The organism is Nocardiopsis sp. ATB16-24, assembly GCF_030271535.1.
In the GTDB taxonomy this organism is placed as follows: Bacteria; Actinomycetota; Actinomycetes; order Streptosporangiales; family Streptosporangiaceae; genus Nocardiopsis.
The window spans coordinates 369,906-384,510 of sequence record NZ_JASCXJ010000002.1 but is presented as its reverse complement, the minus strand read 5'-3'; the positions used below and the strand labels follow the sequence as shown (position 1 = coordinate 384,510).

The window sequence follows — 14,605 nt, the reverse complement described above, 5'->3', positions numbered from 1 at the left end:
GCATTGACCACAGTGCTGATCGCGCATTTCATCGCGGCCGCGGTCGCGCCCTTACTGGTGCGTCAGTGGGGCCGCAACGCCTTCTTCGCGCTCGCCGTGGTCCCCGCCGTGTCGACCGTCTGGGCCCTCTTCCAGGTCCCCACCGTCCTGAACGGCGGGACGCTGTCCTCCTCCATGCCCTGGGCCCCGGAGTTCTCACTGCGGCTCGGCCTGTACATGGACGGTCTGGGTCTGGTCATGACGCTCATCGCCGCCGGCGTGGGCGCCCTGATCCTGGTCTACTGCGGCCGCTACTTCAGTGACTCCGAGCCCGGACTCGGGCGTTTCGCCGGGGTCTTCGTCGCCTTCGCCGGGGCCATGCTCGGCCTCGTGCTGGCCGACGACCTCATCCAGCTCTTCGTGTACTGGGAGCTGACGACGGTCTTCTCCTACCTGCTCATCGGGCACAGCACCGAGCTGAAGGAGAGCAGGCGGGCGGCCATGACCGCTCTGACGGTCACCACCCTGGGCGGCCTGACGATGCTCGTCGGCATGGTCATCCTCGGCGAGACCGCGGGGACCTACGTCATCGCCGAGATCGTCCAAGCACCCCCCGACGGCACCCTGATCCACGTCGCGCTCGCCCTGATCATGGTCGGCGCGATGTCCAAGTCCGCGCTGCTGCCGTTCAGCCTGTGGCTGCCCGCGGCCATGCGCGCGCCCACACCCGTCTCGGGCTACCTGCACGCCGCGGCGATGGTCAAGGCGGGCGTCTACCTGGTCGCCCGGCTCACCCCCGCCTTCCCCGACGTCACCGTGTGGCGGTACATGGCGCTGTTCTTCGGCACGGTCACCATGATCATGGCCGGCTGGAAGGCACTACGCCAGTACGACCTCAAGCTCCTGCTGGCCTACGGCACCATCAGCCAGCTCGGTTTCCTCATCGCCCTCCTCGGCGCGGGAACCCAGGCCGGTGCCCTGGCCGGGATCTCCATGCTCATCGCGCACTCGCTGTTCAAGGCGCCCCTGTTCCTCGTGGTCGGCGTCATCGACCACAGCACGGGCACCCGGGACCTGCGCGAACTGTCGGGGTTGCGCACCTCCATGCCCGCGACCTTCTGGATCGCGGTCGCGGCTGCGGCCTCCATGGCGGGTCTGCCGCCCACCCTCGGATTCGCCGCCAAGGAACTGGCCCTCGGCGCCTTCACCTACGGCGGTCTCGACACCGTGGTCCTGATCGGCCTCATGATCGGCACCACGTTCACCGTCGCCTACACCCTGCGCTTCCTGTGGGGGGCCTTCTCCGTCAAGGAGAACGTCGCGGCCACACCGGTCCACGCCCCCGGGCCGCTGTTCCAGGCCCCCGCCGCGATCCTGGCCGGGCTCGGGCTCCTGGGCGGCGTCCTCTCCGGCGCCCTCGACCCCTTCCTGTCGGTGTACGCGGACACCGTCCCCGTCGCGCCGGGGCAGGAGCCCACGTACCTGGCCCTGTGGCACGGCCTCGAACTCCCCCTGCTGCTGTCGGCGCTGTGCATCGCCGGTGGTCTGGTGCTGTTCCACTTCCGTCACCAGGTCGTGTGGCTGGGCACCCGCACCGCGCTGCCCGACGCCGACCGGGTCTACCGCCGCATCCTCGCCGGACTGGAGACCCTGGCGTTGCAGGCCACGGGCAGCACCCAGCGCGGTTCACTGCCCGTGTACCTGGGCACCATCCTGGTCGCCTTGGTCGTCACCACCGGCTGGTGGGCGATCAGCGGTCGACTCTGGGAGGGCGAGCATCCGGCGCTCCGCCTGTGGGACTCCCCCGTCCAGATCGTCCCCGCCCTGGTCATCGTCCTCACCGCCTTGCTGGTGCTCTTCGTGCGACGCCGTCTGTTCGCGGTGATCCTCGTCGGAACCGGCGGCTACGGCGTCGCCACCCTCTTCTACGTCATGGGCGCCCCCGACATCGCCCTCACGCAGTTCCTCATGGAGACCGTCAGCCTGGTGGTCTTCGTGTTGGTGCTGCGTCGCTTCCCCGCGCGCTTCTCCGCCCCCGCACTGCGCGGACGGCGGATCTGGAACCTGGTCCTGGGCCTGGCCACCGGCGTCCTGGTCGCCGCGATGACCTGGTTCGCCCTGGCCGGACGTCAGGAGCCGTCCGTCGCGGAAGGCTACCCGGCCGCGGCGGAGGAGGCCGGCGGCTCCAACATCGTCTCGGTCCTGCTGGTGGACGTCCGCGCCTGGGACACCATGGGTGAGATCTCCGTGCTCGCCGCCGCGGCGGCCGGGGTGGCCAGCCTGATGTTCGTGCGCCGCCGCGCCCAACCGCGCAAGGCCCCCCGCGGGATCATGGCCGTCTCCCTCACCACACCGCCGGAGCCCGCCGAGGGCCAGGTGCCGGTGGACCTCGGCGGTCTTCGGAACGCCCCGCGGAGCATGCACATCAAACCCCGACTCCAGAGCACCTGGCTGCCGGGCGCGAGCGCCATGCCGTCGGAACGCCGCTCGGTCATCTTCGAGGTCGTCTCCCGCTTCCTCTTCCCCGTGGTCATGGTGATCTCGGTGTACCTGCTGCTGACCGGCCACGGCGCGGTCGGCGGAGGCTTCGCCGGAGGCATCGTCGCGGGACTGGCGTTCATCGTCCGGTACCTCGCCGCGGGACGGTACGACCTGTACGCCGCCGCGTGGATCCAGCCGGGAGCACTGATCGGCACCGGTCTGGCCGTGGCCACCGGCACCGCGCTGGGCGGCGCCGTCTTCGGCACCGACGTCCTGGGCGGCGGCCACGCCTACATCGACCTGTGGATCCTGGGCGAGGCGCACATCACGGTGTCCCTCTTCTTCGACATCGGCGTGTACCTGCTGGTCATCGGGCTGATCCTGGACATCCTGCGCAGCCTCGGCGCCCGCATCGACGAACAGATCGAACGGGACGCCGCCCACGCCAAGGAACAGGGCAGGATCGAGGAGAGCGAAACCGAGGAGGAGACCGTCTCGTGAGTGAGTCACCCAGTCTGCTCCTCGTCGTCAGCATCGGCGTCCTCGTGGCGGTGGGCGTCGTGCTCCTCCTGGAACGCAGCCTGACACGCGTCCTGCTCGGGTTCGTCGTGCTGAGCAACGGCGCCAACCTCATGATCCTGGCCATGGCCGGCGAGCCCGGTCGGCCCCCGGTCCTGTGGCTCACCGAGCCCGACGAGATGACCGACCCACTGCCCCAGGCGATGATCCTGACCGCGATCGTCATCACCCTGGGCATCACCGCCTTCCTCCTGGCCATGGCCTACCGGACCTGGCAGCTGGAGGGCAACGACGAGGTCCAGGACGACGCCGAGGACCTGCGCATCTCCCAGGGCGAGGGGCGCCGCGCCCTGCGCCAGCGCTACGTGAAGGAACGGCGCAGGCTCCAGGCCGACATCCGACGCCAGCGCGCCGAGCTGGAGGCACGGATCGCCGTCGCCGACGCCCGCGAACTGGCCGAGCAGGCGCGCATCAAGGCCGAGATCGCCAGGGCCCGCGCCGAACTGGCCCGCCACGAACTGGAGGCCGAGGACCACGACCTCGACGAGAAGTCCCAGGAGACCATGCGTCTGCTGAGCGACCGGGCCGAGAGCATGGCCGCCCAGATCCAGGGACTGCGCGGACGGATCCGGCAGGGACGCAGGCGGCTGCGGGAACACAAGAGGGCCGACCGCGCCGCCGAGCGGGAGCTGTGGCGTGAGCTGCGCCGCCGCGTCCGCGCACAGCGGCGCCAGGCGCGCCAGACCATGCGGGCCGAGCGCGAGCGTCTGGCCCGTGCCGAGGACAGCGACCTGCAAGGGAGCGAGTGACCATGGGCCTGGACCCTCTCGCGGGCATCCTGCACTACTTCGTCCCCCTGCCCGTGGTACTGCCGTTGTTCACGGCCGGGGTGAAGCTGGCCCTGGGCATCCGCTGGCCCCGCGTGCAGCAGTGGCTGAGCGTCATCTCGTTGGCGGTGGTCCTGGCCATCGGTTTCGTGCTGATGCTGGGCGCCCACGAGTTCGGCCCGCAGGCCGTCCAGGTGGGCGGCTGGGCGGCCCCGATCGGCATCACCCTGGTCGCCGACCGATTGTCCGCGCTGATGGTGACGGTGTCGGCCGCGATCACCCTGGCCGTGCTGGTGTACTCCATCGGCCAGGGCATGGCCGGCAAGGCCGAGGTGGCGCCCCTGTCGGTGTACCAGCCCACCTACCTGATCCTGGTGGCGGGCGTCTCCAACGCCTTCCTCGCCGGAGACCTGTTCAACCTGTACGTCGGCTTCGAGATCCTACTGACCGCCAGCTACGTGCTGTTGACCCTGGGAGGCACCCAGGCCCGGATGCGCGCGGGCGCCACCTACGTCGTGGTGTCGCTGGTGTCCTCGGTGCTGTTCCTGATCGCCATCGCACTCGTCTTCGGCGCCACCGGCACGGTGAACATGGCCCAGCTCGGCGAGCGACTGCCGGAGCTGTCCGTCGAACTCAGGACGACCCTACAGATCGTGCTGCTGTTCGCCTTCGGCATCAAGGCGGCGGTCTTCCCGTTGGCCGCCTGGCTCCCCGACTCCTACCCGACGGCCCCCGCGCCGGTCACCGCGGTGTTCGCGGGCCTGCTCACCAAGGTCGGCGTGTACGCCATCATCCGCACCCAGACCCTGCTCTTCCCCGGCGACCAGATCAACGCCCTGTTGATGTGGGTGGCGCTGGCGACCATGATCATGGGCATCCTGGGCGCGGTCGCGCAGACCGACATCAAACGTCTGCTGTCCTTCACCCTCATCAGTCACATCGGGTACATGGTCTTCGGCGTGGCCCTGGGCACCGAACTGGGCATGACGGGCGCGGTGTTCTACATCGCGCACCACATCACCGTGCAGACCACGCTGTTCCTGGTCACGGGCCTGATCGAACGCCGGGGCGGCTCCACGTCCCTGGACAGTCTGGGCGGCCTGGGCAGGATCGCCCCGATCCTGGCGATCCTGTTCTTCATCCCCGCGATGAACCTGGGCGGGATCCCGCCGCTGTCGGGCTTCCTCGGCAAGCTGGGGCTGTTGCAGGCCGGTGTCGAGGTCGGCACCCCGTTGGCGTACACGCTGGTGGGCACGTCCGTGCTGACGAGCCTGCTGACCCTGTACGTGATCGCCCGGGTGTGGAACTACGCCTTCTGGCGCACTCCCTCCGAGGGCATGGTGGCCGAGCCCGGTACCGTGCTGGAGGACGCCGACACCGACGAGCCCTCCACCGCGGCGCTGGGCCCCGGTGAGGCGGTCGGTCCCTCCTCCCGCCTCCGGGACACCGCGACCGCGGCCACCCCGGTGGTCACGTCGGTGGTGCTGCCCCGGAGCATGGTCGGCGCCACGGTGGGGTTGGTGGCGTTCAGCATCGCCCTGACGGTGTTCGCCGGTCCGCTGATCTCGTACGCGTCGGAGGCCGCCACCGAGCTTCAGGCACGTACCCCCTACATCGAGGCGGTTCTCGGAGGCTACCGATGAGCGACCCACGGCAGAAGAGGCCGCTCGGCCTGACCGCGCTACGACGCCGCCTCGGCAAGGTACAGCTGCCGGTGGCGCTCGGTATGACCCTGGTGTGGATGCTGCTCTTCAAGGGCTTCCAGCCGCGCTGGGAGTCCCTGGGCCTGCTGGTCCTGGGGTTCCTGGTGTCGGTGCTGATCATGTTGCTGTTCCCCCTGCCCCCGATCACCCCGGGGCTCCGCTTCCGTCCACTGCACATGATCCGGCTGGCCGCGTACGTGTTCCGGGAGATGGCCCTGGCCAGCATCCAGGTCACCATCATGACCTTCCGTCCCGAGCCGGTGCGCAACTCGATGGTGGCGGTGCCGATGCGCACCGAGTCGGACCTGATGATGGTGTTCACCGCGATCGCCACCTCGATCATCCCCGGCACGGTGATCGCGGAGGCCGAGCGGACCGAACGGATCCTCTACGTGCACGTGCTGGGCGCGGACACCGAGGAGGCCATGGAGGAGGGTCGCCGGGGCGTTCGCAAACTGGAGGAGGGCTTCGTGATGGCGCTGGGTACGCGGGAGGACATCGCGGCGCTGCGGGCGGGCGGGGTCGAGAAGCTCGGGCGGGGGGAGAAGACGTGAACGCTCTGTGGATCGCCATCGGCGTCATGCTCGGCCTGGCGGCGCTCGCCGGACTGACCCGGATGATGATCGGTCCGAGCATCCTGGACCGGGCGCTGTCGGTGGACGTGCTCCTGGCCTCCGCGCTGACCGGAGCCGGTGCCTACGCCGCCTTCCACCGGGACCCCACCGTGCTGCCGACCCTGCTGGTGCTGTCCCTGTTGGGCTTCATCGGCTCGGTCAGTCTCGCCAAGTTCGTCGCACGGCGCACGGAGGACGAGGACGTCGTCTCCCCCGCCGAGGCGCTCGCCGGATCCGAGCGGCCCGACCAGCCCGACCAGCCCGACCAGTCCGACCAGCGGGAGGAGACCCCATGAGCGAGGCGCTCATCACCGTCCTGGACTGGGTGGCGATCCTGTGCATCTTCGCGGGGGCCGCGCTCTCCCTGGTGGCCGGCGCGGGGCTGCTCCGCTTCCCCGACCTGCTCTCACGCATGCACACCGCGGCCAAGCCGCAGGTGTTGGGACTGTTGCTGGTGCTGGTGGGCATCGGGATCCGTCTGATCCCGGTGGAGACCGACGTGTTCAGCGTGGGGACGCTCTTCCTGGTGGGCTTCTTCCAGATGCTCACCATCCCGGTCGCCGGGCACATCGTGACCCGGGTGGCCTACCGGACCGAACGCATCGACTCGGGCACGATGGTGCGCGACGAGATGGCCGAGCACATCGAGGCCAGGCGCGCCGCCGACAAGAACCGGTAGGGCTCCGCCCCGGGGGCACCCGCTTCCCGGAAGACCCGTTCCGGAGCGGGGCGACCGGTGGGAAGGACCCGGCCGCCCGGCCCCGCTATCCGTCCGCGAGCGCGGCCAGGGCCACCATCATCGCCACGCGTGCCTCGGGATCGTCCAGCCGCAGGTCCGTCACCGTTCCCATCCGACGTAACCGGTAGCGCACCGTGTTGGGGTGCAGGTCCAGCAGTTCCGCCGTCCTTCCGAGGTCGCCGTGCGAGTACAGCCAGGTGCGCAGGGTCCGGATGTGGTCGGTGCCGTACTCGGCGTCGTTGCGCACCAGGTCCGCCACCGGGTTGCGGGTGGGCATCCGCCCGCTCTCGGCGACCAGCCGCAACCTGCGCAGCAGCACGGAGTGCCAGGCCTGGTCGTAGACCACCGGGTCCGTCTTCTCCGGTGTCTGCGCGTGCAGCGTCAGGCACTCGTCCGCCTCCTGTCTGCTGGCGGGCAGGCCCGCGGCGTCGGCCACACCTCCCACACCGGCGACCAGCCCCGGGCTCTCGGGCAGACCGCGCGTCGTCGAGCGAACCCACTCCACCGCCGGCGTGGGATCGGCCCCGCAGGGCAGGACCGTGTACACCGTGGTGCCCAACAACGTGCTGCGTCCCGGCCGCGACCACCCGAAACCCGTGGTGACCTGCTCGAAGAGTTGCAGGATCGAGGCCTCCGGTTCGGCGCTGGCCCTGGCCTGGAAGGCGATCACCCGCAGTTCGGCGGAGAGCAGTCCGATCCGTCCGGCCGCCTGCACCGGATCGGCCGAACCCTCCAACAGGTCGATCACCGACTCCGACTCCACCTGTCTTTCCAGGTCGCTGCTGACCCTGGCCCGCAGCATGTGCAGACCGACCGTGTGCGCCCCCTCCCGCAGTGCCCGTGAGCGCTCCGCCCCCAACGGGGCGTCGCACACGGCCCACAGCGACCCCAGGAGTTCGCGGCCCACCCGGATGGGCGCGGCGGTGCGCCCGCCCATGCCGAGTTCGGGTATCTCCGGAACGAACCACGGCTCGGTGGTCGTGGCCAGCCGGGTGAAGACCCCGTCGGCCTCCAGCCGGTCCCGGACCTGGAGAGGGACCGTCCTGTCCACGAGCGTCCGGCGCCGCACCCGGTCGGTGTCCGCCTGCGCGGCGGAGTAGGCGACCACACGTGAGGAGCGGTCCTCGATGGTGACGGGCCCGTCGACCTCGGCGGCGATGGTGTCGGCGAGGGCGAACAGGTCGCTGGGACCGCGCCCGGCCTCGGTCTCACGCCCCTCCAGGACCAGCGCGTAGACGACGCCGGACACCTGACTCCACGTCACGTCGGGTTCCACGATCAGCAGGGCCAGCCCACCCGACTTGAGGCGTTCACGCACCTCGGCGTCGGGTTCGGTCGCGGAACGGACGATGACGACGGTCGCCCGAGCCCGCTCGGCCAGGCGCACGGCCTCCTCCGCCGATTCCACGCCCACGGCCAGGAGCGCGTCGCCCAGGGGCGGCGCCTCGTCGAGGGGGTCGTACATGGCGACGCTGCGTAGTTCCCGGCGACGTAGTCGTTCCGAGCCGATCAGTCGGGCTCCGTATCCGCCAAGGACGTTGACGAGCCGGTCCAGGTGGATCACGGTGCCCCTCCCCGGTGCTCAGGTGTTGTTCCGGTGCCACAAAAGCAGCTCGTGGGATTGTGCGCCAAGGATAACCGTCCGTGCAGGGAAGCCGGACACACTCCTGATGAACGAGCGGCGCACCCCCGGCCCTCTCGCGTGTTCGATCACGCCGCGACCGGTTCGCGGCACGCGCCCGTGAAGACAAGGAACGAACGCCCCATGGCCAAGACCACCGAACGATGGATGACCCGGGAGGCATACGAACGGCTCCAGGAGGAGCTCAGGACGCTGCGCGGAGTCCCCGACGACGACCCCGAGACCGGGGCGGACGGGGGCGCGGGGGGTAAGAACCCCGCGCCCCGTTACATTCACGACCCCGCGGTGCGCCTGGCGCGCGTGAACACCATCGAACGCCTCCTCAGCGAGGCGGTGGTGGGCGAGGCCGCCCCGGACGACGGGATCGCGGCCCCCGGCAAGGTGCTCACCATCCGCTACGACGACGAGGAGGAGGAGACGGAGGAGTTCCTCCTCGGCGTTCGGGACGCCTCCGTGGCGGACAGGATGACGGTGTACTCGCCCGAGTCTCCGCTGGGCGCCTCACTGCTGGGCGCCCGCCGGGGCGAAAGGCGTACCTTCACCTCTCCACGCGGGGTGGTCATCGGAGTCACCCTGGTGAACGCGGAGCCCTACCGGGTCCCGTCGGACGACTGAGACCATGGCGCGGGACCGCTTTCCGTGCGGACACGGAAAGCGGTCCCGCCTCGTCGTGGGCCCCGCGCGGGCACGGCCGTCACCGCCGCCGAAGCGGGCGGTGGGACCGCCCTGTCGGTGGACGCACACGACCACCGACGGACCCGGGTCGGAGGACCGCCCCGGTCAGGGGACCGTCTTGTGCCCGCCGGGAGCGCGCAACAGGCCGTGGACCTCCTCCAGACGACGGGGGAAGGTCTCGGGGTTCTCCGCCAGTCGTGTGGCGGAGAGCTCACAGGCCATGGCGGTGTGGGCGGCGAGCACGGCGACCCTCTCGGTCGCCCCCGCCTCCGTCAGGACACCGGCCAACCTCATCGCCCGCTGTTCTCGGGTGAGCAGGTAGCGGGAGCGCAGCTCCGCGCTCTCCCCGAGCAGGCGTTTCAGCACGGCCGAGTGCGCGGGTGAGAGCGCGGTGTAGGGCGTGGAGGCCGTGCTCGCCCTCCGGAGCAGCTCGATCGCGGCGTACAGGTCCTCACCCAGGGGCTGCTCCGCGTTCTCCCGGACGTAGGCGCACATGCGTTCGTCCTCGGCTGCGACGTCGGCGAACAGTACTTGTTGTTTGTCGCCGAAATATCTGAAGAAGGTGGTCCGGCCGACCTCGGCGCGTTCGGCGATCGCGGCGACCGTGACGTTGTCGAATCCATGCTCGGCGAAGAGTTGGAAGGCGGCTGACACGATCATGGCCCGAGCCTTGCGTCGTTTGCGGGCGTGAAGCGTGTCCGGGGGGTGTTGCATGAGGCGAAACCTATCGAGTGGGGGCCCGGTTCTCCCCGGCACGAGGACCTTGAGGACGGCAGTCCTGAAACGCGCCGTGAAAACCGAGTGAGCGGGAGATCTTCTGTGCTGTCGTAGGGAAGGAACGATCGTGCGGGTACAGGTCCGGCCCCGCACGATCGCACCGGTTGGCCCGGAATTTTATTGCAGAGAAGTCCTGGTCTGACAACCGCCTTCCGTTTCGGGAGGGACACCCGTGGAGAAAGGGTTCCCCTACCGCGGCGGATATGCCACGGACGGCGGACCATTTTCGACCATTGTCCTGTGTTCTCCTTCCCCGAAACCGTTCACCTCCTTCACCATCGGCGTTCCCGGCGACCCGACACGTGTGGTGGGGGAAGCGCACTCCACCGAACGTCGGTGGCCTGTGTCACAGTGGGGTTCTCATCCTCATCCTGGAGCAGGTCATGGCGTATCTCCTGGTCATCGGCACACGCAAGGGGCTTTTCACCGCCCAAAGCGAGGATCGGCGTGGATGGGAGGTGAAAGGCCCCCATCGGCTCGGCTCCGCGGACCACCCCGACATGAGCGCCGTGTACGCGGTCGGGATCTCCCCGCACGGGGGCCGCGTCCTGGCCGGGGTGGAGAACTCGCACTTCGGCCCCAGCGTCCGGTACAGCGACGACCACGGCCGGACCTGGCACGAGCCCGAAACAGCGCCCATCGCCTTCCCCGCGGACACCGACGCCTCGCTCACCCGCGTGTGGCAGTTCGCCTTCGGCGACGATCCCCACACCGTGTACGCGGGCGTCGAACCGCACGCCCTGTTCCGTTCCTCTGACGGGGGCGGGAGCTTCACGCTCGTGCGCGCCCTGTGGGACCACCCGCACCGCGCCGACTGGTTCCCCGGGGCCGGGGGCGGCGCGATCCACACGATCCTGCCGGGGATCCTGGGAGCCGGTGAACGCGTGCCCGGCGCCATGACGGTCGCCATGTCCACCGGTGGCGTCTACCAGACCCGCGACGACGGCGCGAGCTGGACCGCGACCAACCGGGGGATATCGGCGGTGTTCCTTCCCGAGGAGGAGCCCGAGTACGGACAGTGCGTGCACAAGGTGTCCGCCGGCCCCGACGGCGTGCTCTACGCGCAGAACCACCACGGGGTGTATCGCAGCGAGGACCCCGCCGGCAGGGGCTGGACCGCAGTGGAGCAGGGGCTGCCCACCGACTTCGGCTTCGCGGTGGTGGCCCACCCGCACCGCCCCGGCGGCGCGTTCAACTTCCCCGTGGTCAGTCAGGAGGTGCACCTGCCGCCGAACGACCGGTTGGGGGTGTACCGGACCGACGACGGGGGCGGCGGTTGGCGGGCGGTCACGCGCGGACTCCCCGAGGACCCCTACTTCGGGATCGTGCTCCGCGACGGGGCCTGCACCGACGGCGCGGACGTGCCCGGGTTCTACTTCGGGACCCGTACCGGCGACGTCTACGCCACCACCGACGACGGTGAGAACTGGCACCAGGTGGTGGCACACCTGCCCGACGTCCTGTGCGTACGCGCGGCGGAGGTGTGAGATGCGGGTGACGGTACATCTGCCGGGGCTGCTGCGGGCCGACACCGACGGCGCCGCCCACGTCCCGTTGGAGGTGGAGGAGGGCACCACCCTGGGCGAGGTGCTGGACGCGCTCGTCGCCCGGTATCCGGGTGTGGACCGGCGCATCCGGGACGAACAGGGACGCCTGCGCCGCTACGTCAACGTGTTCGTGGACGAGGACGAGTGTCGTACGGCCGGAGGGCTGGCGGCACCGCTCCACGAGGGCGCGGACGTGCGGGTGCTCCCGTCGGTCGCGGGCGGCTGAACCGACCTACGGGCGGGCCTCCCCGGCACCCGTGTCAGTCCTCCCAGGCACTGTCGTACTCGGGGTGGGCCCGGTACACCCCCGCCAGGTACTTCAGGGCCAGCCGCCAGGCCAGGAGTTCGGCCCACGGATCACCGTCGTCGGCAGGCCGCGGGGGATGGTCGGAGGAGGACGCGGGGTCCAGGATCGGTTGGAGTCTGCGCATGCCGGCGCGGTGCGCCTCGACGTACCCACGGACGATCTTGCGCTTGGCCGCGACCTCCGCCAACGCCCTGTCCCGGCCGCGGGCTCCCACGGGAGCGGCCTTCGACGCGCGTTCGTCCTCGTCCAGACGCGCGTTGAGGAACTCGACGATGGTCAACGGGCCACTCCCTCCTGCCCCTCGCTCCACATCAGCCCCCAGTATGTGTGATCTCCCCGTTCGGCGGCAGTCCTCCCCCGCCATGACCGTCCCCTCAGCCGCACCCCTCGAACTGGGGCACGTGCGCGGGCTCGCCCGTCACCGCCTCAAGGCCGGTCTCGCCGAACCACTCGTCCAGCAACTCCTGCGCGGTACCGTCCTGGTACATCTGGCTGATGGCCTTGTTGACGGCCTCGCACGCGCGTACGTCACCGTGGGGCAGCCCGACACCGTACTTCTCGTCCGTGAAGGGCTGGTCGACCAGCCGGAAGGCGGAGGGCTCCTCGGCGAGGAACCCGGCCAGGATCAGATTGTCGGTGGACACGGCGTCCACGTTGCCCTCGCGCAGGGCGTCGATACAGGAGCTGTAGTCGGGGGCGTTCATCTGTTCGATGTCGATGCCCAACCCCTCGGTGATGCGGGCCGCGGAGTTGGACTCCTCGCCCTGGCAGACGGTGAGTCCCTCCAGGTCGCGAACACCCTGGATGTGGGTGTCCTCCGCACGTACCAGCACGTCCTGTTTGGCGACGTAGTAGGGCCCCCCGAAGGTGACCTCGGTCTTACGTTCGGGGGTGATGGAGTAGGTCGCCACGACCATGTTCACCTTTTCGTCCTTGCCCTTGTCCTTGTCTTTGTCTTCACCGAGCAGCTTCTCCTCGCGGTTGGCGGAGGTGACTTCGACGATGTCCACCTCCTCCTTCGAGAAACCGAGCTTCTCCGCGATGTAGTAGGCCACGTCCACGTCGAAGCCCTCGAACTCGCCGTCGTCGTTCTTCAGCCCCAGCTTGGGCTGGTCCCCCTTCACTCCGACGGTCAGCGAGGTCGCGTCGAGCAGCGACTCCTCCTCGCCCAGCACCACGGAGCAGGAGGACAGCCCCAGCACCACCGCGGCGACCAGGGCACCCGCGGAGGCGGTACGACGGTGGCGAAACCTCATCGGCCTGTTCCTTGTCTCTCGGGGGATGGGGAAAGCTCGGGTGTCCGGTCCCTTGCGCGGGTCCACCGTCGTCTCCTCCGGTCACCGGTACTCGGCCAGCCGGGGACGGACCCCCGACACCACGAGGGCCAACAGCAGGACCGTGCCGCCCGGAAGCAGCCACGTCCACGGCGACAGCGTCGCGTCACTGCGCTCGTTGCCCTCGTCGAACGCGTCACGGCGCTGTTGGATCAGCTCCGCCAGCGTGCCCTCGTAGGCCTGGAAGGCCCCGTCCTCGGCGTCGGTGATGCCCATGCGGATGTCGATGGCCTCGGACAGGTCGCCGTCCTCCTTGGCCGCGCGCAGAGCCCGGTCCTGGCTCTGAAGGGCGGCGTAGGACTCCAGTACCTCCGCCAGCGCGCCCTCCGAGCCCGACAGGAGCACCTTCTGGGCGTCCGGCCCCAGGTATCCGAGGGCGTCCGAGTTCTTGTCGGGCTCATCCGGATCGGGGCACTTCTGATCCTTGGCGACCTTTTCGATGGCCTCGTAGTAGGTCGCCAGGTCGTTCGCCTGGCAGAACAGCACCTGTTGGGCCCTTTCCAGGTACACCTGCTGGTAGTTGTCGGCCCTGTCGGGGTCGATGAGGTACCGGCTCTCGTCCGCCTGCATGTCGGTGGAGATCGCTCCGGCACGGGACAGCGCCATGACCGCGTCCAGGCCCTCCTTGGCCTCGCGCTGATGGCCGCTGCTGCAGAACAGTGCCAGGGCCATCCCGGCGGTGAGCAGGACGGTGCCCGCCGTCGCACCCAGCAACGGGACGTTCATCCGTCGCCGGAACCGTACGCGCAGGTACATCTGCAAGGCCAGCAGTGCGGTGACCGCCATCAGCCCGGTGACGCCCACTCCCACCAGGCCGAACCCGGCGGCGGACTGTCGTTCCTCGTGGTCGGCGCGCACGATCGCCGACGAGTCCAGCCCCAGGTTGAACGCCTTGGGCAGCAGCTCCGTGTGCATCAACCGCGTGGCCCGCCGGTACTCCTCCAGAGCCTCCTGGTCCACCCGTCCGGACGGGGCATTCGCCTCGTCGTTGAGCAACCGGGCCCGCGTGACCAGCCTCTCGTAGGCGCCCATCCCGTCCAGGACCAACTGGACGTTGCGTTTCTCCACCTCGTCGTCCTCGGTCAGCAACGCCGCCTGCACCAAGGTCTCGTTGGCCTTCGTCCGGCTCGTGTCGTACCGCTTCAGGGCGTCCTCACGTCTCGAACCCAGGTCGTGGTCGGTTCCCATGAGCAGTACGTCGGCCATGTGCGCGTCCATGTCGGCCAACGACAGGTACAGCTCTGTGGTCGCCATCGCCTGTGGCCCCGCCCCCTCCTTCAGGACGTGCAGACCACTACGGGCCTGGTCGAACGCGAAGGCCGCCGAACCGAACAGGCCGACGACGGCCACCACGCACGCCGACGCCGACAGCCACACCTTGGCCGGGGTCGTACCGAACCACCGGCGGAGTGCGGCCCGCCTTCGCCCCACCCGTGCGAGGTCAGGAGGCGTCAACGGGAC

14 protein-coding genes are annotated in these 14,605 nt (G+C 69.8%); 9 read left to right on the top strand and 5 right to left on the bottom strand.

Translation table 11 applies throughout. The features are described 5' to 3' along the window. Positions 1 to 12 precede the first annotated feature (12 nt). The 6 genes from PFX91_RS03805 to mnhG are packed head-to-tail and all read left to right on the top strand — an operon-like array spanning position 13 to position 6,802. A complete protein-coding gene (locus PFX91_RS03805; protein ID WP_285729552.1) occupies positions 13 to 2,961 on the top strand; it encodes a Na+/H+ antiporter subunit A in 2,949 nt (982 codons plus the stop codon). Continuing rightward, positions 2,958 to 3,788 carry a Na(+)/H(+) antiporter subunit C gene (locus tag PFX91_RS03800; RefSeq protein ID WP_285729413.1) on the top strand — a complete coding sequence of 277 codons (831 nt, stop codon included), beginning with the start codon at positions 2,958 to 2,960 and terminating at the stop codon, positions 3,786 to 3,788. The genes PFX91_RS03805 and PFX91_RS03800 overlap by 4 nt, the downstream gene beginning before the upstream one ends. A gap of 2 nt (positions 3,789 to 3,790) precedes the next feature. Next, positions 3,791 to 5,449 (top strand): Na+/H+ antiporter subunit D, encoded by a 1,659-nt coding sequence (locus PFX91_RS03795; protein WP_285729412.1) that lies wholly within the window; start codon positions 3,791 to 3,793, stop codon positions 5,447 to 5,449. Beyond that, positions 5,446 to 6,063, top strand: a complete 618-nt coding sequence (locus PFX91_RS03790; protein WP_285729411.1) for a Na+/H+ antiporter subunit E — start codon at positions 5,446 to 5,448, stop codon at positions 6,061 to 6,063. Before PFX91_RS03795 ends, PFX91_RS03790 begins: the two co-directional genes overlap by 4 nt. After that, complete coding sequence (locus PFX91_RS03785) at positions 6,060 to 6,419, top strand: monovalent cation/H+ antiporter complex subunit F (RefSeq protein ID WP_285729409.1); 360 nt, start codon at positions 6,060 to 6,062, stop codon at positions 6,417 to 6,419. Before PFX91_RS03790 ends, PFX91_RS03785 begins: the two co-directional genes overlap by 4 nt. After that, a complete protein-coding gene (mnhG, locus tag PFX91_RS03780) occupies positions 6,416 to 6,802 on the top strand; it encodes a monovalent cation/H(+) antiporter subunit G (protein WP_285729407.1) in 387 nt (128 codons plus the stop codon). The genes PFX91_RS03785 and mnhG overlap by 4 nt, the downstream gene beginning before the upstream one ends. Before the next feature lie 85 nt (positions 6,803 to 6,887). On the opposite strand, the gene PFX91_RS03775 is transcribed toward mnhG, so the two are convergent. Further along, positions 6,888 to 8,426, bottom strand: coding sequence for a PucR family transcriptional regulator (locus PFX91_RS03775; protein ID WP_285729405.1), 1,539 nt, complete (start codon positions 8,424 to 8,426; stop codon positions 6,888 to 6,890). A 201-nt stretch (positions 8,427 to 8,627) separates the two neighbouring features. On the opposite strand from PFX91_RS03775, the gene PFX91_RS03770 reads away from it, so the two are divergent. Beyond that, positions 8,628 to 9,119: a GreA/GreB family elongation factor gene (locus tag PFX91_RS03770; RefSeq protein ID WP_285729404.1), complete on the top strand. Its 492-nt coding sequence runs from the start codon at positions 8,628 to 8,630 to the stop codon at positions 9,117 to 9,119. Positions 9,120 to 9,284: 165 nt separating this feature from the next. On the opposite strand, the gene PFX91_RS03765 is transcribed toward PFX91_RS03770, so the two are convergent. Further along, positions 9,285 to 9,893, bottom strand: coding sequence for a TetR/AcrR family transcriptional regulator (locus tag PFX91_RS03765; protein ID WP_285729403.1), 609 nt, complete (start codon positions 9,891 to 9,893; stop codon positions 9,285 to 9,287). Between the two features lie 446 nt (positions 9,894 to 10,339). On the opposite strand from PFX91_RS03765, the gene PFX91_RS03760 reads away from it, so the two are divergent. Both PFX91_RS03760 and PFX91_RS03755 read left to right on the top strand, forming a co-directional pair. Next, positions 10,340 to 11,443, top strand: coding sequence for a WD40/YVTN/BNR-like repeat-containing protein (locus tag PFX91_RS03760; protein ID WP_285729402.1), 1,104 nt, complete (start codon positions 10,340 to 10,342; stop codon positions 11,441 to 11,443). Between the two features lies 1 nt (position 11,444). Then, a complete protein-coding gene (locus tag PFX91_RS03755; RefSeq protein ID WP_285729401.1) occupies positions 11,445 to 11,729 on the top strand; it encodes a ubiquitin-like small modifier protein 1 in 285 nt (94 codons plus the stop codon). Between the two features lie 34 nt (positions 11,730 to 11,763). On the opposite strand, the gene PFX91_RS03750 is transcribed toward PFX91_RS03755, so the two are convergent. From PFX91_RS03750 to PFX91_RS03740, 3 genes are all read right to left on the bottom strand, one after another. Beyond that, complete coding sequence (locus PFX91_RS03750) at positions 11,764 to 12,090, bottom strand: DUF6221 family protein (RefSeq protein WP_285729400.1); 327 nt, start codon at positions 12,088 to 12,090, stop codon at positions 11,764 to 11,766. 94 nt (positions 12,091 to 12,184) lie between these two features. Further along, positions 12,185 to 13,066, bottom strand: a complete 882-nt coding sequence (locus PFX91_RS03745; RefSeq protein ID WP_285729399.1) for a glutamate ABC transporter substrate-binding protein — start codon at positions 13,064 to 13,066, stop codon at positions 12,185 to 12,187. 81 nt (positions 13,067 to 13,147) lie between these two features. Continuing rightward, positions 13,148 to 14,599: a GlnX family signal transduction membrane protein gene (locus PFX91_RS03740; RefSeq protein WP_285729398.1), complete on the bottom strand. Its 1,452-nt coding sequence runs from the start codon at positions 14,597 to 14,599 to the stop codon at positions 13,148 to 13,150. Positions 14,600 to 14,605: the final 6 nt, after the last annotated feature.

Coding starts and splice junctions, on each gene's coding strand:
- PFX91_RS03795 (WP_285729412.1), top strand. CDS start 3,791: ATGGGCCTGGACCCTCTCGCGGGCATCCTGCACTACTTCGTCCCCCTG.
- PFX91_RS03790 (WP_285729411.1), top strand. CDS start 5,446: ATGAGCGACCCACGGCAGAAGAGGCCGCTCGGCCTGACCGCGCTACGA.
- mnhG (WP_285729407.1), top strand. CDS start 6,416: ATGAGCGAGGCGCTCATCACCGTCCTGGACTGGGTGGCGATCCTGTGC.
- PFX91_RS03770 (WP_285729404.1), top strand. CDS start 8,628: ATGGCCAAGACCACCGAACGATGGATGACCCGGGAGGCATACGAACGG.
- PFX91_RS03765 (WP_285729403.1), bottom strand. CDS start 9,893: ATGCAACACCCCCCGGACACGCTTCACGCCCGCAAACGACGCAAGGCT.
- PFX91_RS03760 (WP_285729402.1), top strand. CDS start 10,340: ATGGCGTATCTCCTGGTCATCGGCACACGCAAGGGGCTTTTCACCGCC.
- PFX91_RS03755 (WP_285729401.1), top strand. CDS start 11,445: ATGCGGGTGACGGTACATCTGCCGGGGCTGCTGCGGGCCGACACCGAC.
- PFX91_RS03745 (WP_285729399.1), bottom strand. CDS start 13,066: ATGAGGTTTCGCCACCGTCGTACCGCCTCCGCGGGTGCCCTGGTCGCC.